This is a genomic window from Streptomyces sp. NEAU-174, assembly GCF_052665095.1.
Window position 1 is genome coordinate 866,215 of the sequence record NZ_JBQTCE010000002.1, and the last position, 22,411, is coordinate 888,625.

Here is a 22,411-nt window from a genome sequence, read left to right on the forward strand (position 1 = left end):
ACGAAGCCCCGGCCCGGAACCCGGGACGGAACCCCGCCCAAGGCCTGGGGCGGAGCCCCACCCGGATCCCGGGACCGAACCCCCACCCGGGGTCCGAGGCGCAACCCCGGACCGGAGCCCGGGACGAAACCCCGCCCGGGACCTGCGGCGGAGCCCCGGACCGGGCCTCGGGCGGAGCCCCACCCGGATCCCGGGACGGAGCCCGCACCCGGGCCCCAGGACCGAACCCCCACCCGGGGTCCGAGACGGAACCCCGGACCGGGGCCTGGGGCGGAACCCCGGTCCGGGCCTGGAGCGGAGCTCCGTCCGGGGTCTGGGGCGGAGCTGTGTCCGGGGCCCGGGACGAAACCCCGTTCGGGGTCTGGGGCGGAGCCCCGGTTTTGGGGAGGGGCGGGGTGGGGAGCGGCCCGCCGGAGGCGGTACGTTCCCTAGGCGAGTTGGAGGTCCAGCCGGACCGCGATCTCGTCCCACATCCCCGCGCATTCGCGGGCAAGGCTGGCCACGATGCCACTGCAATGCGGCGGCACGTTCGCGATGATCTCCTGCCACTCCTCCGTACTGAGCATGTTGATGTTGAGCAGCCGGAGCAGCCTGCGGCCCGTCTCGTTGAACCGCAGGGCGGGGTCCGAGGTGAGACGGTGGACGGCCGCGAGGCGATCGGCCATCGGGACCACCTCGGCGGTGGCCGCGCCCGCCGTGGAGCGGCTCAGCGCCTCGGTCCGCCGGCCCCCGGCCTTCGCCGCGCCACGCGACTTCGGCAAGGGGTCCTCGCCCCTGCTCATACGGTTCCTGACGTCCCGTGCGGTCTCCGGGGAGATCCCCGCGGCCCGGGCGATCTGGCGCAGCGACAGACCCGGGTTCGCCGTGATCAGCCTGCTCGCCAGCTCGCGCCCGGCGGCGCTGTTGATGGGACGGACCCGGCCGTCCTGACCGATACGGCTGCCACCGGCAGCGTCCTCCGCCGACGTCCGCCGCCGGATCTCCGCGACGGTGCCCGCCGAGATGCCAGAGACCGACGCGATCATGCGGTCCGACCACTGGGGATGCGACACGATGATGCGCGCGGCCGCGGACTTCCGGTCCGTCATCGACAGCGGCAGACCATGGGTGATGTTGGAGCCGACGGCCAGGACGAACGCGTCGGCCTTGCTGCCGTCGAAGAACTTGACCTTGATCTTCTCGTCGCCGCGGAGCTCCGCGGCCCGTAGCCGGTGGGCGCCGTCGACCACCCGCATCGTGGTCCGGTGGACGATGATGGGCGGTAACGTGACCTCCGTCTCCGCCAGCGCTTGGATGTGCTCCGGGTCCTCCCCTGAACTCCGCGGTGATTCAGCCATCGAAATCGACGCGATGTCGACTTCGACGACCACTTCCTCAAGTTGCTGCTCGAACATCGCCAACCCCCCGCTCCAAGGCGAGCTCGCCTCGAAAAGAATTTCTATCCGGGGGGTGGCAGGAACGCTTTGGACACCACTTCGAAGATCGCCAATCGTGGCCGATCAATATCGACCACCCCCCGTTGCTCCACTTCGCGAAATCGCGAAAGGCCGTTCAATCTTTCGACGCAGACTCTAACAGCGGTCAGGCGGTTTGACACCCCGTATCCACGCGCGGCGCGCCGCTGTTACTCAACCAGAACTCATGGTTTCGGCCGGAGCGATCACCAGCGGAAGCGATGGCGTTCCATAGGTGCTTACTGATACCGGCGGGACGAGACGCGTCACATGAGGCGAATGCGGCCCCGTTCGGCCGCTCACCTGGCCCTTCGCGCTCTTTCCCGGCGCCCCGGAGCACGCATGAAATGCTTTCATGGGGCATGCGGGAACGCCAAATCGGGGGAATCGCGGGAATCGCGGGAATGCCGCTCCGGAATCCTCGCCGCCGTCCCGCCGGCGGGACAGAAAGCATTGGCTAGAGGTTCTACGGAGCGCTGTTTACGCCCCCAGGGCAGGCGGGTCGGCGGCGGGGCCGGGAATATGCGGGACCGGGTCTTCGGCCGCCTCGTCGAGCATCTGGATGATCCAATCCATAAGCCCGAGACCGGCGGTCTCCGCCGCCCGCTCCCAGCGGATTCTGCGCTCGGCGACCACGTTCACCTGCACAACGCCCGGCTCCGGTGCGGCTTCCGGACACTGACGCCGCATCCGTATCTGCCGGCGTAACGCATTGCGGGTCCAGCCGCCCTCCTCGGCCCGGGTCAGCCACTCCTCCTGCTCGGCCTCGGGGAGGGCCGCCACTTCCGCGTGGTGCTGAAAACTCAGCTTGCCCCGCCGCCTGCCCGGCTCGAACTTACGTGCCACCCAGGCGTAGTTGCGAAGGGTCTGGTAGTCGAGCGAGGTCTGCTTCAGCGCCTGGCGGTAGCGGTCGGGGTAGTGCTCCTGGCCGAAGATGAGCCAATCGCCCAGCCACCACGCGGAGGAGTCGGCGATGACGTGGATCTGCTGGCCGAGGTGGCGCCACTCGGGCAGCGGCAGATCGGGAGGGAGTGACAATCCCGTTCGCCGGGTGGTCGTCCGCCCGTTCGCGGGGATGGACATCGTGCGCACCTCACCTGCCCTCGTCTTCGGCGGCCTCATCCTCCACAGCGGGGGGTTTCGGCGAGGTTTCATCGCACCTGGCCGGTTCCCACCGGCCGGGAAGCACATCACGCGCGGGCGACCGAGGGCGTTACGGTTCCGAAACCCCTGCACCGATCTACTGGGCGGATGGATGCGGAATCAGTCTCACCGCGAGCCGACAGAGGAGGCTACATGGACACCGCAGCCCGGCGGTGTGCCGAATGCGGCGCCGAGTTCACCTGGACCAGCAGGAACCCGACGCGCAGGTTCTGCGGCTCCAGATGCAAGACCCGGTGGTGGCGGGCCCACCGCCGTGGCGCGGACACGGCGCACACCGCGGACACGGCGCACACCGCGGACACCGTGCACACCGCGCGCACTGCGGACACCGCAGCCGCCGCGCACATCGCTGACACCACGGCCGCCGCAGACACCACGGCCGCCGCGGACACCGCCGACCGGACGCATCACCGCTCGCAGGCGGCGCCGGTGCCCCCGCTCAGCACCGGCCATGAGTGCCCGAACTGCGGTCAGCACATCACCGTGCTCAATCTGATCGTCGCGGCCGACGGCGGTCCCGGGTCCGGCACCCTCACCGGCTGACGTCCGGCCGCAGGGCGGGCAGCACCGCGGAGCCCACGCTTTCGATCAGCTCGGTGGGCGGGTCGTAGGAACCCACGTGCTGGAGGAACACATCGGTCACCCCGTCGGCGTGCAGCGCGGTGAGCCGTTCGGCGATCTCCTTGGCGGTGCCGAAGAGGCAGAACTCCTGCGCGAAGCGCAGGGCCGTCTCATCGCTCACCCACGCCGAGCAGATCTCGACGGCCGCGTCCCAGTCCTCGGCGTGGACGAGGTCCGGATAGACCCCCTCCACCCGCGCCGGGACGTCCAGTTCGATCCCGGCCATGGCGAGGAAGGGCGCCCCGCCGTTCTGGGCGATCGACGCACAGATCGGCTTGAGCAGCCGGGCCTCGGCCTCCACATCGTCGGTCACCGCGCAGAACGCCGAGACCGTCAGCGGGATCGCCTCCGTGGTGCGCCCCGCGGCCTCGGCGCCCTCCCGCACCCGGGCGGTGGCGCCGGCGAGCGTGGTCCGCGAGACACCGCTGAGCAGGATGACACCATCGGCGATCTCCCCGGCGAGCCGCAGATTCCGCGGACCGCTGGCGGCCACGTGGATCGGCACGTCCGGATCCGGGTCCCGGAGCCGGGACCGTACGCCGTTGAAGTCATACTCCTCCCCCTTGAGCAGCGCCCGCAGCGTGGCGATCCCGGCGCGCAGTTCGGCCCCGGTGCTGGAGCGCATGCCGACGGGGCCGACCGAGCTGTTGCCCACGCCGAGGCCGAGGGTGAACCGGCCGGGGGCCAGCTCGGCGACGCTGCGCGCGGCCGAGGCGACGACGGCCGGGTGCCGGGTCACGACGTTGGTGACCGCGCTGCCCAGGCCGATCCGTTCCGTGCCCAGCGCGGCGGCGGTCAGGGCCGTGAACACATCCCGCCACAGCAGCTGGGAGTCGGGAAACCACACCTGATCGAAGCCCAGTTCCTCGGCCCGCCGGGCGGTCCCGGCCAGCCGGTCCACCCGGTCGCACGGCGGTATGCGCACACCGACGCGTATCCCACTGTTCTCGTTCACGGTCTCCTCCTGAGGGCTTGGGGTGAGTGTTCGGTACGGCACGACGTACGGCGGTCAGCGCACCCGCGCCGTATCGCCCGTATCGCTGTCGGCCGCGACGTGCGGAGCCGGAGCGCGGGGCGGCTCCGTGGTGTCGTCCACTTCCCGCAGGAACAGGCCCGCCACCACCGAGACGGCCGACATCGCCGCCATGTACACCGCGATGCCCACCCATCCGCCGGTGGTGTGCAGCAGATACGTGGCGATGTCGGGTGAGAACGCGTTTCCGGCGATCAGCCCGACGGTGAAGCCGATCGACATGCCGGTGAACCTCAGCCGGGCCGGGAAGACCTGTGAGAAGTACGCCGGAACCACGCCGTAGTTGGCGGAGTAGCCGATGAACAGCAGCGTGAAGCCCAGCAGCATCAGCCCGTAATTCCGCGTCTGGAGCAGCGCGAGCCAGGCGAACGGCAGCACGATCAGCGAGGCCGCCCCGGCGATGAAGACGGTGCGGTTTCCGAACCGGTCGGCGAGCTTTCCGGCGAGCGGGACGCAGACGATGATGACGAGGGTGGCCGGCAACAGCACGGCGATCATGGTGTCCTTGTCCAGGCCCAGCCCGGTGCGGGCGTACTCCAGGCTGTAGACGGTCGCCAGTGTGAAAGCCACCCCGGCGCTCAGGATCCCGGCGGCCATCAGCGCGACCCGACCGCCGCACTCGCGGAACACCTCGACCACGGGCAGCCGGTCCACCGCGTTCCGCGCCTTGACCGCCTCGAACTCGGGGCTCTCGTCCAGGCTGAGCCGCACGAACAGCCCCACGCCGACGAGCACCGCGCTCAGCAGGAACGGAATCCGCCAGCCCCATGAGTGCAGCTGGTCGTCCGGCAGCTGGAGCACCCCGAGGAAGACGAGGTTGGCCAGGAGCAGCCCGGCCGAGGTCCCGGTATTGATCAGCGAGCCCCGGAAGCCACGTTTCCCGCGCTCCGCGTGTTCGATGGTCATCAGCACCGCCCCGCCGTATTCGCCACCGACGGAGAACCCCTGGGCGAGCCTGGCGACGATCAGCAGGATCGGCGCCGCGATGCCCACCTGGCGGTAGGTGGGCAGCAGGCCCACCGCGAAGGTGGCGATGCCCATCAGCCCCAACGTGGCCACCAGCGTGGACTTCCGGCCCAGGCGGTCGCCGAAGTGGCCGAACACCACGGCGCCGATCGGGCGGGCCAGGAAGCCGATGGCGAAGGTCGACAGCGAGAGCAGGGTGCCCGTCACCGGGTCCGAGGTGGGGAAGAAGAGCTTGGCGAACACTACGGACGAGGCCAGTCCGTAGATGGAGAAGTCGTAGTACTCGACGGTGGTGCCGATCCAGCCGGCGACCAGCGCTCGGGTGCTCTGATCCCGGCCGGGGCCATGAACATCGGTTGCTGTCATGAGGGTCCTTTGTCCGGAGGGACGGTCCATGGGGACGGGAGAGGGATGCGAGAGGGGCGGGCGGGGCGACGCCTGGGGGTGTCCGGCGGGGCGCGTACGCCTGCGGCGGGCTGTTCCCCTCCCCGCCCCTTCCCGCTACCAGGGGCTCCGCCCCTGGACCCCCGGGGTTCTGGGGCGGAGCCCCGCCATCCAGCCCCTCCGGCGTTTGAGGAGCGGGGTCTGGGGCGGAGCCCCAGTTGTGGGAAGGGGCGGGGAGGGGAAAGCATCATGCGGCCCCGCCGCGTGGTCCACCGGACACCGGGCCGAGGCGAGGCAGACTCGGCGATTGCAAGTGGTCGTACTATGTACCGTTCGCTGTATGGCGTCAAGGTCGCTGACAGACCCCGGGCCGAAGGATCCGGGGCTGGGAAAGCCGGGTTACGAGGCTCAGTCGCCGGTGCGCCGCAGTACGCCGTCGATGAGGCAGTCGAGCCCGAAGAGGAACTGTTCGTCGCTGGGCAACGTGGTCATCTCCTCGGCGAGCTCCACCATGTGGGGGAAGTCATCGCGCGGCAGGGTCCCGTAGAAGTGCCTGCGCTGACGCCGCAGCTCCTCGGCCTCGGGGTGGTCGGCCTTCCCCCACGGGCGGGGCGCCTGATAGCTGGCGAAGCCCAGGCTGTACTGCACGATCAGGCCGTAGACACGCACCGCGTCCCGGTCCGCGAACCCCGCCTCGCGCAGCCTCCCGATGACCGCCTCGAACGCGCCCCGCATGGACCGCGGGCCGGTGCTCACCCGGGTGGCGAAGAGCCGCACGATGCTGGGGTGTTCCCGCATCATCTCGAGGAAGGCCAGCGCCAGGGCCCGTACGACCGCCTCGGGCGAGGTCTCCTCGGCGGTGGGCAGCCGGAAGTTCCCCATGACGTAGTCGGCGATCCCGTCGAGGATCTCCTCCTTGCCGCGGAAGTAGCTGTAGAGCGTCATCGCGCCCACGCCGAGGTCCGCGGCGAGCCGCCGGATCGTCAGGACGTCGATGTCCTCCTCGTCACAGATCCGGGTGGCCACCTCGATGATCCGCTCAGCGGTGAGCGCCCTGCCACGCGACCGCTGACCCGCCACTGGGACTCTCCTCTTCGCACACCACCGGGGACCGGCGACACCGACGCCGTCGTACACCACACCGTACAGGCGTCCCGCCGATCGGGCGGCGATCAGGAGGTGTTGTTCAGGCGGGAGGTGTTGTCCGGGTGGGAGGTGGTGTCCGGGCGGGCGGCCAGGTCGAGCGCGATGTCCGTGATCATGTCTTCCTGGCCGCCGACCATCCCACGGCGGCCCACCTCGACCAGGATCGCGCGGGTGTCCAGGCCATGGCGCACCGCGGCGGCCTCGGCGTGGCGCAGGAAGCTGGAGTACACCCCCGCGTAGCCGAGGGTCAGGGTCTCCCGGTCGACGCGGACCTCGCGGTCCTGGAGGGGCCGTACGAGGTCGTCGGCGGCGTCCATCAGGGGGAACAGATCGCAGCCGTGCTTCCAGCCCATCAGGTCGGCGACGGCGATGAACGCCTCCAGCGGGCAGTTGCCCGCCCCCGCGCCCTGGCCCGCGAGGGAGGCGTCGACGCGGGTGACGCCGTTCTCCACGGCCACCACGGTGTTGGCCACGCCGAGGGCGAGGTTGTGGTGGGCGTGGATGCCGAGTTCGGTGCCGGGGTCGAGCACATCGCGGTAGGCGTGGAAGCGGTCGCGGACACCGTCCATGGTGAGCCGGCCGCCGGAGTCGGTGACATACACACAGTGGGCGCCGTAGGACTCCATCAGTTGTGCCTGGCGGGCGAGTTCGGCCGGTTCCGCCATGTGCGACATCATCAGGAACCCGGCCACGTCCATGCCCATCTCGCGGGCGGCGGAGATGTGCTGGGCGGAGATGTCGGCCTCGGTGCAGTGGGTGGCGACGCGCACGGAGCGGATGCCGAGGGCATGCGCCCGCTTGAGGTCGTGCAACGTGCCGATGCCCGGCAGCAGCAGGGTGGTGGGGATCGCCGTGCCGGTGGCCCTGACGACGGCCTCGATCCAGTCCCAGTCGGTGTGGGCGCCGATTCCGTAGGTGACGCTGGAGCCGGACAGGCCGTCGCCGTGGGCGATCTCGATGGCGGCCACCCCGGCGGCGTCCAGCGCGGCGGCGATGGTGCGGGCCTGCTCGACGGTGTAGCGGTGGCGGATGGCGTGCATGCCGTCCCGCAGGGTCACGTCCTGGATGTACAGGGCGGGCGGGACGGGCGGAGTGTCGGCGGACGGGGTGTCGGAGGGCGGAGTGTCGGTGGGCAGGGTGCCGGAGGGCGAGGTGTCGGCGGTCGCGTCGGCGTCGGTCGTGGTCATCGTGCGGCCTCCTCGCCGGAGCGATGTGCGGCCAGGCGCTCCGCGGTGCGCAGCGCGGCCGAGGTCATGATGTCGAGGTTTCCGGCGTAGGCCGGGAGGTAGTGGGCGGCCCCCTCGACCTCGAGGAAGACCGAGACCTTCACCGCGTCGGTGTGCGCGGCCCCGGCGGGCAGCAGGGAGCGCATCGGGTCATCCGGCCCCACCTGGTCGAACTGCACCTTCTGCTTGAGGCGGTAGCCGGGCACATACGCCTGGACGCGGCCGACCATCTGCTCGACGGAGGCGGTGACCTCCTCGGTGGCGCAGCCCGAGACGAGACAGTGCACGGTGTCGCGCATGATCAGGGGCGGTTCGGCGGGGTTGAGGATGATGATGGCCTTGCCGCGGGCGGCGCCGCCGACGCGCTCGATGGCGGCGGCGGTGGTCTCGGTGAACTCGTCGATGTTCGCGCGGGTGCCGGGGCCCGCGGAGCGGGAGGAGATGGAAGCGACGATCTCCCCGTAGTGGACGGGGGTGACCGCGCCCACCGCGGCCACGATCGGGATCGTGGCCTGGCCACCGCAGGTGACCATGTTGACGTTGGGCGCGCCGAGGTGGGCGTCGCCGTTGACCGGCGGCACCACATAGGGGCCGATGGCGGCCGGAGTGAGATCGACCAGGGTGCGGCCGAGGGGGCGCAGCACCTCCTCGTGGCGCTTGTGGGCACCGGCGGAGGTGGCGTCGAAGACGATGTCCACGTCGGCGAACTCGTCCATCGCCACCAGCCCGTCCACGCCCTCGTGAGTGGTGGCCACCTTCAGGCGGCGGGCGCGGGCCAGGCCGTCGGACGCGGGATCGATCCCGGCCATCGCGGTGATCTCCAGGGTGTCGGAGAGCCGCAGTACCTTGATCAGGAGGTCGGTGCCGATGTTGCCGGAGCCGATGATCGCCACTTTGGCGCGGGTGCTGGTCTCGCTGCTCACCGGTGGTCTCCTTCCGCAGCGAACCCGACTCCTACCGTGCCCAGGTTCGAGATACGGGCGTGGAACGCATCGCCCGGGGCGGCCGGGACCATCGGCCCCAGGGCCCCGGTCAGGACGAGGTCGCCCGCGCGCAGCGGATCGCCCCGCTCGGCGAGGGCCGAGGCCAGCCAGACGGCCGCGTTGAGGGGGCCGCCGAGGCAGTCGGCGCCGGTCCCTTCGGAGACCACCTCGCCGTCGCGCGTCATGGTCATCTGTACGGAGCGCAGGTTGAGCCCGGACAGTGGCACCGGGGAGGCGCCGAGGACGTACAGCCCGCAGGAGGCGTTGTCGGCGACGGTGTCCACGATGGAGATGTCCCAGTCCCGCACCCGGCTGTCGACGATCTCCAGCGCGGGCAGCGCGAAGTCGGTGGCGCGCAGCAGGTCCACGACGGTGCAGTGGCGGTGTGGCAGGTCGCTGCCGAGTACGAGCGCCACCTCGGCCTCCACCTTGGGCTGGAGCAGCCGCCCGGCGGGCACCTCGCCGCCCTCCGGCACGGCCGCGTCCGCGAAGAGCGCGCCGAAGTCCGGCTGGTCCACGCCGAGTTGGCGCTGTACGGCAGGAGACGTCAGGCCGATCTTCCGGCCGGCGATCCGGCGGCCGGTGGCCTGTTCGCGTCGTAGGTTGAGCCGCTGTACCGCGTAGGCGGCCTCGATGTCGCCGTCGTCCAGGAGCGCGCGCACCGGCGCGCAGGCGATCCCGTCGCGGGCGGCGCCCGCGAGTGCGTCGGCGGCCTTGACCACGGCCCCGGGGAGGGAGTCCGTCGGGACGTGGTCGGGAACATTCGGCACGGGCTACCTCCTGGAGAAGAACATGGGGCCGGGGCCCGGCGCTCCCGATGTGGCCTCCGGTATAGACGCGCCGCCCACCACGAGCCAACTTTCGTTCCGTCACACGGAACGGGGCGCGTGGCGACGTGCCGGGCGAGGTGACACTGACCTCGCCCGCCCGTGTCCGTCCAGCGATCCGTACCGCCTGACGGAACGCCCCGAGCGAGGGCCCTTCCCCCGGCTATCCCCTGGCTTTCCCCCGGCGAACGCCTCTTGACGGCACCCAAGGAGTTCCGTACAAAGTACGACCAGAAGTGCGGGCCCGCCGCCCCGCCACGTCAGGAGAGTGCGCATGCTGACCGCCCACTACACCCCCAGCCGGTTCGGCCAGCTGCACCACGTCGAGTGCGGCGAGGGCGAGCCGGTACTGCTGCTGCACCAGACCCCGCGGTCCTGGGCCGAGTACCGCGATGTGCTTCCGCTGCTCGGTGCCACGCACCGGGCGATCGCGATGGATACCGTCGGCTACGGGGCGTCGGCGAAACCCGCGGACGACCAGAGCGTCGAGATGTTCGCCGACGGGGTCGAGGACCTGGTGGACGGGCTCGGGCTCGATGCGTTCCACCTGGTCGGACACCATACCGGCGGAGTGATCGCGGTGGAGGTGGCGGCCCGGCTGGGCTCCCGGGTGCGAAGCCTGACGCTGTCCGCGACCCCGTTCATCACCCCGGAGAAGCGCGCCCGCGCGGTGTGGAGACGCCCGGTCGACTGGGTGCCGCCGAAGCCGGACGGCTCCCACCTGCTGGAGCTGTGGAACCGGCGCAGACACTTCTACGAGCCGGGGCAGGAGGCCGCGCTCAACCGCTTCATGGCCGACGCGCTGCGGGTGCTGGACCGGGTGGAGGACGGCCATATCGCCATCCGGCTGTTCGCGATGGACGAGCGGCTGCCACGGATCGTCGCCCCGGCCACGGTCATCTGCGGACAGGACGACGACCCGTCGATGCCCGGCTTCGAGCCGATGGTGCGGGCGCTGTCGGCGAAGGGGCACATCGTGCCCGGGGCCGGCGTGCCGTTTCCCGAACAGCGGCCGGAGGAGTTCGCCCGGCTCGTACGGGAAGCCGCCACCTCCGCCGGGCCGGCGGGCGGCTGACCATGGCGTGGTGTCAGGTGCCTTCGGGCCCGGGGAACAGCGAGCGGTAGAAGGGCGTCGTGCGGAAGCCGTCCCCGTGGTGGGTCGAACTCCAGCTCAGCGGCACCGCCGGGCCGCCGGCCCGGTGCAGCTGGCCGGTGAGCGCGTAGTCGGGGTGTACGCCGTCGTCGCTCAGCGTGGTGGTGAAGTCGAACTCGAACCGGTCGCCCGGCCGCACCGGCAGGCCCTCCACGGACAGCGGGGCGTAGACCGGGGTCCAACTACTCGGCTGCACCAGCGAGTCGATGGGCTCATCGCCCTCGGCCACCCACAGTCGCATGCCCAGTGCGAGCCCGGAGAAGGTGCCCGCTCGCGTGAACGTCAGCTCGGCGCCGTCGGTGCCCTCCGGGTCCAGATCGCCGTTGAACTCCAGCGGCTCCACCTCGGCCGGGTCCGACAGATACGACCGCTCCCGCACCGCCGGGCTGTCCTGCAACCCCTCCAGGACCACCCGCAGATCAAAGGGGCGGCCCACCGAGGCGAACACCTCCTCCACATAACGGAAGACGAACGGCGGAAAGCCGAGCGGCCTGCCACGGTTCGCGCTGTCCAGATCGAGTGCGACGGCGGTGGTGACGCCGCGGTGCGGGATGAACACCCCGCCGGGCTTCACCAGCCGCTTCCGCGCGTCCCGTAACACCGAGCCCGCGCCCTCGGAGCCACCGAGTGTGCCGATGATCTCCGAGACACACATATCGACGGGCTCGGGCAGCTCGATCTCGGTGGACAGCCCCTCGATCACCGTGATCCGGTCGGCGAAGCCCGCCTCCTCGATGGTCTCCCGGGCGATCTGCGCCGACTTGGGGATGACCTCCACCGCCCACACATGCCGCGCTCCGGCACGGGCGGCGGCCAGCGCCCACACCGCGTCCTTCCCCGTGCCGATGTCGAGCACCGTCCGGCCCGGGGCGTAGCGCCGGACGGCCTCGACATACCGGTTCATCCGGCGCTCGTCCTTGATCATCACTTCGTACGCGACGTCGTCGTACACCGGGTACTCGCCGATCGAGGCGAACAGCCACACCGGGTTCGACTCGAAATCGCATGCCCGCACCGGCACCTTGTGCCCCGGCGCGGCTAACTCCGCGATAAAGGAGTGCTGCATTCTTCAACCTTTCCTGGGGGGGTCTTTCAAGACCAGCATGCCAGGCCGGAAAACCCAGAATTCCCTAGGAAGGGTATGCACCATGAACGAATAAAGTCCGAACATAGCATGGTTAAAGCGATGTAAAAGCCCCGGGGTGCGACCCGATCAAACGCTCAGTGTCAGGCGGCCCGGGCGGCGCGCGACAGGCCCATGGAACGGATGCGGATAGAAAATTGGCATGTTCGCGATAATTCAAGGGGGTTGCTTCGGTGAGTGAACTCGGCTTAATTTCGCGGATGAGCCACCGGATCCGGCGCCGGGCCGTCCGAAAATGAGTCGTCATCAATAGTCAGGCGGGTTATCCCTGATTATTGGCGCGACAGGCTTGTAACACGTTCCGCCCTCAACGGATCAGGTGCCGTTCATCCGGCCGCCCCCGCGTGGTCACAGGTCTGGACCACAGTGCAGGCCAGGGTCACCGATTCTTCACACGATGCGCGGGAGAGCGAATGGACGCGGCGGAGCGCAACCACCTGGGCAGACGGGCACTTTTGCGGGCCACCGCCGTGATACCGGCCGCGGGCACGGTGGCCGTCGCGTCGGGGACGGCACCCGGCTACGCCGCCACACCGAAGGCGGAGGGCCACCATGCGGAGGGCCACCCCTACGACTCCGCGTCACCGCGGTTCAGCCTCGCGATCCTGCCGGACACGCAGTACCTCTTCGACGCCGACAGCTCCGACCCGGAACCGCTCCGGGCGACCTTCCGGTACCTGGTGTCCCAGCGCCAGGACGCCAACAACGCCTTCATGGCGCACCTGGGCGATGTCACGGAGCACGGCTCGCGGGAGGAGATCTCGCTGGCCGCGACGACCTTCGGGACCATCCACGGCAAGGTCCCCTACAGCGTGCTCGCCGGCAACCACGACATCGACTCCGGCACCGACGACCAGCGCGGCGACAGCGCCTACCTCGACGCCTTCGGCCCTCGGCGGTTCTCGTCCATGCCCACCTTCGGCGGCGCCTCGGCCGACGGCTACAACAGCTACCACGTGCTGCGCGCGGGCGGCCGGGAGTGGCTGGTCCTCGCGCTCGACTGGCGGGTCTCCGCCTCCGGGCTGGATTGGGCGCGGAAGGTGCTCCACGGCCATCCCACCCTGCCCGCGATCCTCACCACCCACGACCTGGCCTGGGCCGACGACGACGGCGCCGCACAACTCTCGGACAACGGCCGCCGGCTGTGGGACGGCCTCATCCGCGGCAACGACCAGATCTTCCTCGCGCTCGGCGGACACTACTGGCCCCCGGGGCGCACCGTCCTGACCAATGACGCGGGCCATGACGTCCACATCCACATCACCAACTACCAGGACCGGTACTACGGCGGCGCCGGGATGATCCGCCTTTACGCCTTCGACCTGGTCCGTGACGTGATCGACGTCGAGACCTTCTCGCCCTGGTTCCTCAGCCGCGATCCGGAGAAGCGCACCCCTCTGGAGGCGGAGACCATCGAACTGACCGGGCCCGCCGACCGGTTCAGCCTGAGCATCGACTTCGAGCGCCGCTTCGCCGGCTTCGCGCCGGTCGTGCCGCGCAAGCCGCGCCCGGCGTCCGCGGTGATGCCGCGCGGCACCCTCGCGTACTGGCGCTTCGACGCCTCGGGGACCACCTCCCGTGGGACGGGGGCGGACACACCCGTCGGTACGGACACGGTGATCCGCGATCTGTCCGGCCACGGCAACGACCTCCGGGTTGCGCGGCTGCACGACAGCGCGCCCGAGATCCTGACGTGGTCCGGCGAACACCACGGCGACCAGCCGGCCCACGCCAGCCTGCGGTTCGACGGCGGCAAGGCCCCCGACCGCGGCGCGGTCCTGACCACCTCCGCCACGGCGCCGCTGAACTCCGCGAAGTTCACCGGTGGTTACACCATCGAGACGTTTATCAAGCTCCCGGACCCCTTCGAGGGCGACCACGCCTGGATGGGCATCCTCAGCTGGGAGGGGCGCAATGGCGACGCGGACAAGACCACCGGCTGGTCGCCCGACGAGCCGACGTGCAGCCTCAATGTGACCCCCGAACGCTTCCTCCAGTTCGTGGTCTACCCGCAGGTGCAGGACGCCGATCCCACTTCCTGGAGCCATGCGCTGCCGGTGGGCCGGTGGACCCATGTCGCGGTCGTCAACGACGGCCACCACACGGTGGTGTACGTCGACGGTTCGAAGATCGCCCGGAATCCGGGCCAGCCGTCGACGGGGATCGCCACGCTTGGCAAGCCGTTCGTGATCGGTGCCACGCAGTTCGAGGAGAAGTTCGGGCAGGGGTTCTACGGCTGGATCGGCGACACGCGTATCGTCCAGCGGGCCTTGCGGCCAAGAGACTTCATGATCGCTCCCGCCTAGGGGGTGGCTGGCCGGTCGTGGCGCCTGCGGCGGGCTGCTTTCCCCCTACCCGCCCCTTCCCGAAACTGGGGCTCCGCCCCAGACCCCCCCGGGGGACCCACTAAGCGGCCTCATTGAAGTCCGGTGCGTTCGGGTGCGCCCCGAAGGGGCGCGGGCTGTGTCGATATGCGGCTCCGCCGCGTGGGCGACCAGCCACGACGGCGCCGCGGGCGATCGACGACAGGTCAGGGCACTTCCCGCGCAGCGCTTAGTGTCTTACGGGTCGGAGGGGGTAGGGGGCGTTCGTTCGAACCGATCAACGCCGCCCTCCCCCTACGGCCAGGAGAACACGTGCCCAGAGCGCTCGTCACCGGGATCGCCGCCACCGCCGTCGCCACCGTCCTGCTCACCGGCTCGGGAGCCGTGAGCTCCACCGCCACGGCCACCGCGCCACGCGAGCCGCACGCCGCCGATGTCCATCGGGTCCATATCCAGGACGACTTCGACTCGCTCGGCCCCGAGGTCCGGGCGCTGAAACTCGACTCGGGGCGCACCGCCCACTACATCGACGACGGCCCCCGGGACGGCAAGCCGGTGCTCTACATCGGCGGCACCGGCACCAGCGCGCGGGTGGCGCACATGACGGACTTCCTGCGCTCCACCCGGGAGTCCCTCGGGCTGCGGCTGATATCGGTCGAGCGCAATGGCTTCGGGGACACCGAGTTCGACAAGAGCCTGGGGAAGGCCGACTTCGCGAAGGACGCGCTCCAGGTGCTGGACCGTATCGGGGTGCGCAAAGCGAGTGTGATCGCCATCTCGGGCGGCGGTCCGTACGCCGCCGAGCTGGCATCCCTGGCCCCGGACCGCATTCAGTCACTGCACCTGGCCGCCGCGCTGCCGCCGTACGGTGCGCTACGTCCGTACTGCTCGATGTCCGACGAGGAGCTGGGCAAGTCCCTGGAGAAGCAGATCGCCGACCCCCGGGTCTGGTGGGCGCTCCCGGACGACAGCCCGACCAAGCGCATCCCCGGCTTCGCCGACACCGCCTTCGAGGATGGCGCCCGCACCTACAACCAGCGCGGCCAGAAGGCCGACCCCGCAGCTCAGGTGCATGAGCAGAAGCTCTACTGCCAGCGGCCGGGCCCCGATCTGTCAAAGCTGAAGGCCCCCGTCACCATCTACAGCGGGAAGAAGGACACGACCGTGCCGCCCAGCACGATCGACACCTGGAAGCAGCACCTGCCCGGCAACCCGGCCGTGCGCAGCTACGCCGACACGGGACACGATGTGCAGTACCGGCACTGGGACCAGATCCTCGTCGACCTCGCCGGACACACGGACCGCACGGTCATCTGCTACCGGGGCCACAGCACGATGCCACCCGCCCGGATCGCCGACCCGCTGGTCGAGAAGGGCCGGGCCACGCTGGGCAGTTGCGCCTGGCAGAAATCCGGTGGAGACGGCCCCGTCAACTGAGGCGGGAACCCGATACACCTCACGGCCGCCGCGCCCAGAACAGGGCGTGGCCGCTATCGCCCTCGGGGACGAACTCCTCTCCCTCGACGGTCAGCCCGGCCCGGGTGAGCCAGTCCCGGTAGGTGGCGGCGTCGGCGTGGCTCCACCACATCGTGGCGCCACCGCCGAGCCAGTTGTCATCGGTGCCGGTCCAGGCGGTGTGCCCGGTGGTGCCCAGGAACCAGCCGCCGGGCCGGAGCCAGGTGGCGATCCTGGCGAGGAGGGGAGGCTGTTCGTCCAGGGGGATGTGGATCAGGGCGTAGAGGGAGACCACGGCGTCGAAGGAGGCGGCCGGGAACGCCACGGCCGTGGCGTCGGCCTGGCGGAACTCGGCCTCCGGCACGAGCTCCCGGGCCCGGCGGATCTGCTCCCCGCTGATGTCGACTCCGGTCACCCGGTGCCCTGCGGCGCTGAGCACGCGGGCGACCGGGAGGCCGGAGCCACATCCGAGGTCCAGCACGGTGGCGGTGGCCGGGATGCGCTGTTGGAGCGTGTCGAGCCAGGGCTGGTACTTGGTCTCGGTGGCGTAGGACTGCTCGTAGTGGCGGGAGAGCGCGTCGTATCCGCGCCTGACCACGTCCTTGGGATCGTCGATGTCCACGGCGGAGCACGGTAGTTGGGGGCGGGTGCGTTCCGCGAACGGTTTTCGGGCGCGAGCCGGTGCCCGCGCCCAGCAGCCCCTTCAGACCTTGCGCACGGCGGCGACGAACTCCGCCCATGCCCTGGCGGGGATGACCAGGGCCGGGCCGTTCTTGTCCTTGGAGTCGCGGATGCCGACCTGGGCGGTGTGAGGCAGATGGGCGATCTCCACGCACATGGTGCCGTTCGCCTCGCTGTAGGAGGATTTGAACCAGGCGTCCTCGGGTGCGACGTTGGTTGCTATGCCGTGAGTCATGTCAGATCTCCCGTGCTAGTCGTTGCAGGAATGCCGATGTCTCGCCAGGAGCGAGAGCTGCGGCCCGCAGGTTCTCGAACCTGCGGGAGAAGGACCAGATCGTTGTTTCCTTGTCGCTGATGTCGGATCCATCGACGGCGTCGCTCTGCACCACGGACGGCAGCGGGGTGCCGAACTCCCATAGGTTGAAGTTCGTATGCGGCCGATACGCGGGTGTGGCCATCGGAAGGACCTGGACCGTTACATTGTCGAGCCCCAGCAGGGTCTCGATCTCCTGGTACTGCTCGCGCATCACTTCGGAACTGCCGACCACTCGTCGCAACGAGGCTTCGTCCTGGATGACCCAGAGCTTCATGGGGTTGTCCCTGCGCCTCAGGGCCTTTTTGCGTTCCATCCGGATTTGGATGTGCCGCTCGACGAACTCGGTCGTGGTCTCCTCGACCGGCTTGGCAGCCTGGAACAGTTCCCTCGCGTAGCGCTCTGTCTGTAACAAGCCGAAGACCACGTTCGGCTGCCACGTCCGGCTGGTACGGGCTCCGTTCTCCAGACCGATGTGCATGCCTACCCCGGACGGAAGCACACTTCGGTAGACGGACCACCACCCCCGGTTGAGGGAGTCACGGTGGATCTGCATGAGAAAGTCCACGTCGTCCTCGGCCTCGACGCCGTATCGGTCCAAGAGGGCCTTCAGGTCTGCGGCCTTGGGCAGGGCCGAGAGGCCGTTCTCGACGCGGAATAGCTTCGTGGTGGAAAACGTCAACCCATCCACCGCCTCCGCGAGGGTGAATCCGGCTTCGTCCCGCAACCGCTTGAGCTCCCAGCCGAGTTGCATGCGACGGACCGTCGGTCCCGTTGGTGCTGCCACGAGTATGCCTCCCGTTGGGTCGAGCCTGCCATGCCGCCGTACGAGTTCTGAGTCTGGCAAGGGCGGCCCGGCGCATCAGGCTATTTGCCCACTCGGTCACATATGCCATCTGAAGCGGAAATTAGCTGTCATCTTGCGCGCCAGCTTCCGCGCAGCCGAAGCTGTTTCCGCCACCGCCTCATCACTCGCGGTAGCCGAACCTCGGAACGCCATGGAGCCCTCATGCCTTCATCACGCCCCCGTCTGCTGCCCTGGCCCGGACAGAACGGGCAGCCCTGCTTCCTCGTCACCGACGACACCGGCACCAGCTACCTGTCCCGGCTGGCCGACGAGATGGAAGCCGTACAGCTTCGCACCGGGGTCGACCTCCTTGGGCACGCTCGACCACTGCTCCGGGACCACCGGGCCGGCGCCCGTGAGCTCCGCTTCGTGGGGCATCGGCTCGCCGAGGCGCTGCATGACGCGCTGCGGGTGGCCGAGAGCCGGGGGCGGCGGCTGGAGGACCGGGAAGAGACCGCACCCGAGCAGAGTTAGTAGAAGCATGAACAACAGCGTGGACGTCGTGGTCATCGGTGCCGGGCAGGCGGGGTTGTCCGGGGCCTATCACCTGAGGCGCGCCGGGTACGAGCCCGGCACCGGCTTCGTGGTGCTCGACCACGCGCCCGCGCCCGGTGGGGCGTGGCAGTTTCGGTGGCCGTCGCTGACGTACGGCAAGGTGCACGGGATGTACGACCTGCCCGGTATGCGGCTGACCAGCGACGACGCGGATCCCGAGCGGCCCTCGTCCGAGGTGATCCCGGCCTACTTCACACGCTATGAGCGCGCCTTCGATCTGCGGGTGGTCCGCCCCGTGCACGTCGATGCCGTACGGGACGGGGACGACGGCCGGCTGCTGGTCGAGACCTCGGCCGGGACCTGGGCCGCGCGGGCGCTGATCAACGCGACCGGGACCTGGGACCGGCCGTTCTGGCCCCGCTACCCCGGGCAGGAGAGCTTCCAGGGGCGGCAGCTGCACACCGCGCAGTACCCGGGGCCCGAGGCGTTCGCCGGGCGGCGGGTGATCGTCGTCGGGGGCGGCGCCTCCGGGGTGCAGCATCTGCTGGAGATCGCGGAGGTGGCGGCGGAGACCACCTGGGTGACCCGGCGCCCGCCGGTGTTCCGCGAGGGGCCGTTCGGCCAGGACCAGGGCCGCGCCGCCGTCGCGCTGGTCGAGGAGCGGGTACGTCGGGGACTGCCCCCACAGAGCGTGGTGTCCGTGACCGGGCTGCCCCTGACGGAGCCGATGCTGCGCGCCCGGGAGAAGGGCGTCCTCGACCGGCTGCCGATGTTCGAGCGGATCACCCCGGACGGGGTGGTCTGGGCGGACGGGCGCCATGTCGAGGCGGACACGATCCTCTGGGCCACCGGTTTCCGCGCCGCGATCGACCATCTCGCCCCGCTGCGACTGCGGGAACGCGGTGGCGGGATCGCCGTCGAGGGGACCCGGGCGCTCCGTGATCCACGGGTGCATCTGGTCGGCTACGGGCCCTCGGCCAGCACGGTCGGCGCCAACCGGGCGGGCCGGGCCGCCGTACGGGAGATCCAGGAGCTGCTGGGTGCCCCTGACGACTCCCAGTGGTCACCGGAGAAGGTCGCCGTCGGGCGTTGACCGGGTGCGGGGCGGGCCGCTGCTGCCCCGGACCACGAGGGTGGGGTCGAGGACGATGTCCCGGTCGGCGGTGCGCCCCTCGTCGAGTCGTTCGGCGGCCGCCCGGACGGCGACTTCGGCCGCCTCGGCGGCGTCCTGGCGCACCGAGGTGAGGTCGATGAAGGACAGCCTGGCGAGTTGGCTGTCGTCGTAGCCCACGACGGACACGTCATCGGGGACGCTGACGCCCGCGCGCAGGAGCGTGCCGAGCAGACCGTGCGCACAGCGGTCGTTCCCGGCGATGACGGCCGTGGGCAGCTCGGGCCGCGTGAGCAAGTCCCGGGCCACCGTCGCTCCGGATTCCTCGGTGTAGTCGCCGGGATGGACCTGGATGTGCTCGGCGAGCCCGTGGTGACGCATGGCGGCGCGGTATCCGCGTCGTCTCTCCTCGGCGGCGGGCATGGTGCCGCCGTCGATGTGCGCGATAGCGCGGTGTCCTTGTGCGACGAGGTGGTCGACGGCCTGGCGCATCCCGTTTCCCTCGGCGGTCCGGACGACGTCCGTACCGGCGGCCCGCGTCCGCGGGTTGATCTCCACGATGGAGGGCCGGCCGACGTCCGTGGCCGGCTGGTGCCGCTCGAACGTCGTGCCGATGGTGATGATGGCTTCACAGCGCAGTCCGAGCAGCTCGTCCATCGCCTGACGCTCGTCGCGGGTTTCGACCATGGCGTTGAGCACGAGGGTGTAGCCGTGCTTCCGGGCGGCGGGGTACAGGGCCTCGACGATGCCCACGTCATGCGGCTGGCGCATGGTGAACAGCACGCCCAACTGGCGGCTCCGCGTGCGGCGCAGAAGCTGGGCGGCGGTGTCGGGACGGTAGCCCAGTTCCTCGGCCGCCTGGAACACCCGTCGGCGCGTATCGGCGCTCGCGCCGGGCTGGTTGCGGAACACCAGTGACACCAGGGCCTGTGAGACACCGACACGCGCGGCGACGTCGGACATGGTCGGGCGCTTGGGGCGCCCCACCGGGGTTACCCGCCCGTCCGAGGGGCCGGTGCTCCCTGGATCCCCCATCCCTGCCTCCCCGCGCTTCATGTCTTGACATGCATCACACACCGCCCTCATAGTACGTGGCACTTGTACGTACTAGTTGTACTGACAAACGGACAAAGTCTCTCCGCAGCCGCACGATCGTGGCTGGCTGGGCGGCCACTCACCCGACATCGGGAAACAACCGCACGTGTCGGGGCGCCACACACCTTCCGCTGCCTCCACGAGGAGCCAACGACGATGAACACCCGACTCGGCCCCGAGCACTCGGGCATCGCACCCCGAGAACCCGAACTACCGCCGGACCCCAAAGGCCCCCATTCACGACGTCTCGGACTGGTCGCCGTCATCGTGACCTTCGGCGGGCTGCTGTTCGGCTACGACACCGGCGTCATCAACGGTGCCCTCGATCCCCTCACCGCCGACCTCGGTCTGACCGCCCTCACCGAGGGAATCGTCGTCAGCATCCTCATCTTCGGCGCCGCCTTCGGCGCCATGATCGGCGGAGCGCTGTCCGACCGGCACGGCCGCCGCCACAACATCCTGCTGCTGGCCCTGGTGTTCATGATCGGCACCATGGGCTGCGTCCTGTCACCGAGCTGGCAGGTGCTCGCCCTCTTCCGCTTCATCCTCGGCCTGGCCGTGGGCGGGGCCTCGGCGACGGTTCCGGTCTATCTGGCCGAGATCGCCCCGGTCGAGCGCCGCGGTTCCATCGTCACCCGCAACGAGGTGATGATCGTGACCGGCCAGTTCGCCGCGTTCGTCATCAACGCGATCATCTTCAACATATGGGGAGAGGTCGACGGAATCTGGCGGCTCATGCTCCTTGTCGCCGTCCTTCCGGCGATCGGGCTGTTCATCGGCATGCTGCGACTGCCGGAGAGCCCGCGCTGGCTGGTCTCCCAGGGCCGTGACGAAGAGGCGCTCGCGGTGCTGTCCCAGGTCCGCACCGCCGAGCGGGCCCAGGCCGAGATGGCCGAGGTCCATCGCCTCGCCGAGGAGGAGCGGGTCGCCAAGACCGCGGGCAGGGTGGATCTCGGGGTGCGATGGGTGCGTGTGCTCATCCTGATCGGGGCGGGTCTCGGATTCTGCCAGCAGTTCACCGGCATCAACTCCGTCATGTACTACGGTACGCAGCTGCTCGGCGACGCCGGGTTCTCGGGCAATTCCGCCATCATCGCGAACACCCTCAACGGCGCCTTCAGCGTCATCGGCATCACGGTGGGCCTGTTGGTCATCAACAAGCTCAGCCGACGCACCATGCTGCTCGGTGGGTTCGCCCTGACCACGACCTTCCATCTGCTCGTCGGTCTCTCCGCGCTGCTGATGCCCGAGGGCGGCGCCAAGGCGTGGTTCATTCTCGTGTTCGTCGTGCTCTTCGTCTTCTCCATGCAGGCCACCATCGGTCCGCTGGTCTGGCTCATCCTCTCCGAGATGTTCCCCCTGAAGATCCGCAGCCTCGCCATCGGTATCAGCATCTTCGTGCTGTGGATGGCGAACGCCCTGGTCGCCCTCGGCTTCCCGCCCGTCGTGGAGGCCATGGGCATCTCGAACACCTTCTTCGCCTTCGCGGCCTTCGGTGTGCTGGCCATCGTCTTCATCGCGACCTGCGTCCCCGAGACCAAGGACCGCTCACTGGAAGAGCTGGAGGACGACTTCCGTGCCCGCTACTCCTGACCCGATCCGCTCCGGCAGAAGGGCTCCCACACCATGACCGTCATGACCGCCATCGCCGAGGGCCGCGAGGGAGACCACGCGCTGGCCGCGGGAATCGCCGAGGCCCGGCTGCTGGGCACCGATCTGGTACTGGTCAATCTGCGTCTGTCGACGCTGGACCGCTCCGGGGTGCCCGAGGACCTGAAGATCACGATCGTCGAGCGCAGCGGTCCCGGTGACCGTGACCCGGTCGACGCCGTTCTGGACGAGATCGAGGCCCGGCCCGACGTCGACCGGCTGGTCATCGGCCTCCGCCGACGCTCGCCGGTGGGCAAGGCGCTGCTGGGCAGTGTGAGCCAGCGGCTGCTGCTGGAGAGCCCCGTCCCCGTCGTCGCGGTCAAGCCCCCGGCCTGACCG

21 protein-coding genes are annotated in these 22,411 nt (G+C 69.9%); 8 read left to right on the plus strand and 13 right to left on the minus strand.

Going from position 1 to position 22,411, the window contains the following annotated elements; all coding sequences use genetic code 11:
- Positions 1-428 precede the first annotated feature (428 nt).
- On the minus strand, positions 429-1,394 hold the full coding sequence (locus tag ACT2CW_RS08410; RefSeq protein ID WP_445516102.1) for a streptomycin biosynthesis protein: 966 nt from the start codon (positions 1,392-1,394) through the stop codon (positions 429-431).
- A 540-nt stretch (positions 1,395-1,934) separates the two neighbouring features.
- On the minus strand, positions 1,935-2,537 hold the full coding sequence (locus tag ACT2CW_RS08415) for an LmbU family transcriptional regulator (protein WP_164436424.1): 603 nt from the start codon (positions 2,535-2,537) through the stop codon (positions 1,935-1,937).
- 213 nt (positions 2,538-2,750) lie between these two features.
- Here ACT2CW_RS08415 and ACT2CW_RS08420 point away from each other — a divergent pair, with 213 nt between their 5' ends.
- Positions 2,751-3,161: a hypothetical protein gene (locus ACT2CW_RS08420; RefSeq protein WP_445516103.1), complete on the plus strand. Its 411-nt coding sequence runs from the start codon at positions 2,751-2,753 to the stop codon at positions 3,159-3,161.
- Here the strand turns inward: ACT2CW_RS08420 and ACT2CW_RS08425 are convergent.
- The 6 genes from ACT2CW_RS08425 to ACT2CW_RS08450 all read right to left on the minus strand — a co-directional run bounded on the left by ACT2CW_RS08425 (position 3,151) and on the right by ACT2CW_RS08450 (position 9,747).
- Positions 3,151-4,194 (minus strand): LLM class flavin-dependent oxidoreductase, encoded by a 1,044-nt coding sequence (locus tag ACT2CW_RS08425; RefSeq protein WP_445516104.1) that lies wholly within the window; start codon positions 4,192-4,194, stop codon positions 3,151-3,153. The genes ACT2CW_RS08420 and ACT2CW_RS08425 overlap by 11 nt on opposite strands.
- A gap of 54 nt (positions 4,195-4,248) precedes the next feature.
- On the minus strand, positions 4,249-5,604 hold the full coding sequence (locus ACT2CW_RS08430; protein WP_445516105.1) for an MFS transporter: 1,356 nt from the start codon (positions 5,602-5,604) through the stop codon (positions 4,249-4,251).
- 426 nt (positions 5,605-6,030) lie between these two features.
- A complete protein-coding gene (locus ACT2CW_RS08435; protein ID WP_445516106.1) occupies positions 6,031-6,702 on the minus strand; it encodes a TetR/AcrR family transcriptional regulator in 672 nt (223 codons plus the stop codon).
- Positions 6,703-6,794: 92 nt separating this feature from the next.
- Positions 6,795-7,955, minus strand: coding sequence for a 4-hydroxy-2-oxovalerate aldolase (dmpG, locus tag ACT2CW_RS08440; protein WP_445516107.1), 1,161 nt, complete (start codon positions 7,953-7,955; stop codon positions 6,795-6,797).
- Positions 7,952-8,917 (minus strand): acetaldehyde dehydrogenase (acetylating), encoded by a 966-nt coding sequence (locus tag ACT2CW_RS08445; RefSeq protein WP_445516108.1) that lies wholly within the window; start codon positions 8,915-8,917, stop codon positions 7,952-7,954. Before ACT2CW_RS08445 ends, dmpG begins: the two co-directional genes overlap by 4 nt.
- On the minus strand, positions 8,914-9,747 hold the full coding sequence (locus ACT2CW_RS08450; protein WP_445516109.1) for a 2-keto-4-pentenoate hydratase: 834 nt from the start codon (positions 9,745-9,747) through the stop codon (positions 8,914-8,916). Before ACT2CW_RS08450 ends, ACT2CW_RS08445 begins: the two co-directional genes overlap by 4 nt.
- 331 nt (positions 9,748-10,078) lie before the next feature.
- Here ACT2CW_RS08450 and ACT2CW_RS08455 point away from each other — a divergent pair, with 331 nt between their 5' ends.
- Positions 10,079-10,879, plus strand: coding sequence for an alpha/beta fold hydrolase (locus ACT2CW_RS08455; RefSeq protein WP_164425259.1), 801 nt, complete (start codon positions 10,079-10,081; stop codon positions 10,877-10,879).
- A 13-nt stretch (positions 10,880-10,892) separates the two neighbouring features.
- Here the strand turns inward: ACT2CW_RS08455 and ACT2CW_RS08460 are convergent, their stop codons facing one another.
- Positions 10,893-12,023: a 50S ribosomal protein L11 methyltransferase gene (locus ACT2CW_RS08460; RefSeq protein WP_445516110.1), complete on the minus strand. Its 1,131-nt coding sequence runs from the start codon at positions 12,021-12,023 to the stop codon at positions 10,893-10,895.
- A gap of 491 nt (positions 12,024-12,514) precedes the next feature.
- Here ACT2CW_RS08460 and ACT2CW_RS08465 point away from each other — a divergent pair, with 491 nt between their 5' ends.
- Together ACT2CW_RS08465 and ACT2CW_RS08470 are read left to right on the plus strand one after the other, a co-directional pair.
- Positions 12,515-14,407: a LamG-like jellyroll fold domain-containing protein gene (locus ACT2CW_RS08465; protein WP_445516111.1), complete on the plus strand. Its 1,893-nt coding sequence runs from the start codon at positions 12,515-12,517 to the stop codon at positions 14,405-14,407.
- A 330-nt stretch (positions 14,408-14,737) separates the two neighbouring features.
- Entirely contained in the window at positions 14,738-15,862 is a 1,125-nt protein-coding gene (locus ACT2CW_RS08470) for an alpha/beta fold hydrolase (protein ID WP_445516112.1), read from the plus strand.
- 19 nt (positions 15,863-15,881) lie between these two features.
- On the opposite strand, the gene ACT2CW_RS08475 is transcribed toward ACT2CW_RS08470, so the two are convergent.
- The 3 genes from ACT2CW_RS08475 to ACT2CW_RS08485 all read right to left on the minus strand — a co-directional run bounded on the left by ACT2CW_RS08475 (position 15,882) and on the right by ACT2CW_RS08485 (position 17,628).
- Complete coding sequence (locus tag ACT2CW_RS08475) at positions 15,882-16,502, minus strand: class I SAM-dependent methyltransferase (protein ID WP_445516113.1); 621 nt, start codon at positions 16,500-16,502, stop codon at positions 15,882-15,884.
- 81 nt (positions 16,503-16,583) lie between these two features.
- Entirely contained in the window at positions 16,584-16,796 is a 213-nt protein-coding gene (locus tag ACT2CW_RS08480) for a DUF397 domain-containing protein (protein ID WP_445516114.1), read from the minus strand.
- A 1-nt stretch (position 16,797) separates the two neighbouring features.
- On the minus strand, positions 16,798-17,628 hold the full coding sequence (locus ACT2CW_RS08485; protein WP_445516115.1) for a helix-turn-helix domain-containing protein: 831 nt from the start codon (positions 17,626-17,628) through the stop codon (positions 16,798-16,800).
- A 255-nt stretch (positions 17,629-17,883) separates the two neighbouring features.
- Here ACT2CW_RS08485 and ACT2CW_RS08490 point away from each other — a divergent pair, with 255 nt between their 5' ends.
- Entirely contained in the window at positions 17,884-18,195 is a 312-nt protein-coding gene (locus tag ACT2CW_RS08490) for a hypothetical protein (protein ID WP_401640682.1), read from the plus strand.
- A gap of 7 nt (positions 18,196-18,202) precedes the next feature.
- The gene (locus ACT2CW_RS08495) at positions 18,203-19,309 is read left to right on the plus strand and encodes an NAD(P)-binding domain-containing protein (protein WP_445516116.1); all 1,107 of its coding nucleotides are present in this window, start codon (positions 18,203-18,205) and stop codon (positions 19,307-19,309) included.
- Here ACT2CW_RS08495 and ACT2CW_RS08500 read toward each other — a convergent pair.
- Positions 19,280-20,290: a LacI family DNA-binding transcriptional regulator gene (locus tag ACT2CW_RS08500; protein WP_445516117.1), complete on the minus strand. Its 1,011-nt coding sequence runs from the start codon at positions 20,288-20,290 to the stop codon at positions 19,280-19,282. The two genes, ACT2CW_RS08495 and ACT2CW_RS08500, sit on opposite strands and share 30 nt — an antisense overlap.
- Before the next feature lie 288 nt (positions 20,291-20,578).
- Between ACT2CW_RS08500 and ACT2CW_RS08505 the strand changes: the two genes are divergently transcribed.
- The gene (locus tag ACT2CW_RS08505; protein WP_445516118.1) at positions 20,579-22,015 is read left to right on the plus strand and encodes a sugar porter family MFS transporter; all 1,437 of its coding nucleotides are present in this window, start codon (positions 20,579-20,581) and stop codon (positions 22,013-22,015) included.
- A 42-nt stretch (positions 22,016-22,057) separates the two neighbouring features.
- Positions 22,058-22,408 carry a universal stress protein gene (locus tag ACT2CW_RS08510; protein ID WP_445516119.1) on the plus strand — a complete coding sequence of 117 codons (351 nt, stop codon included), beginning with the start codon at positions 22,058-22,060 and terminating at the stop codon, positions 22,406-22,408.
- The last annotated feature ends 3 nt before the right edge of the window (positions 22,409-22,411 follow it).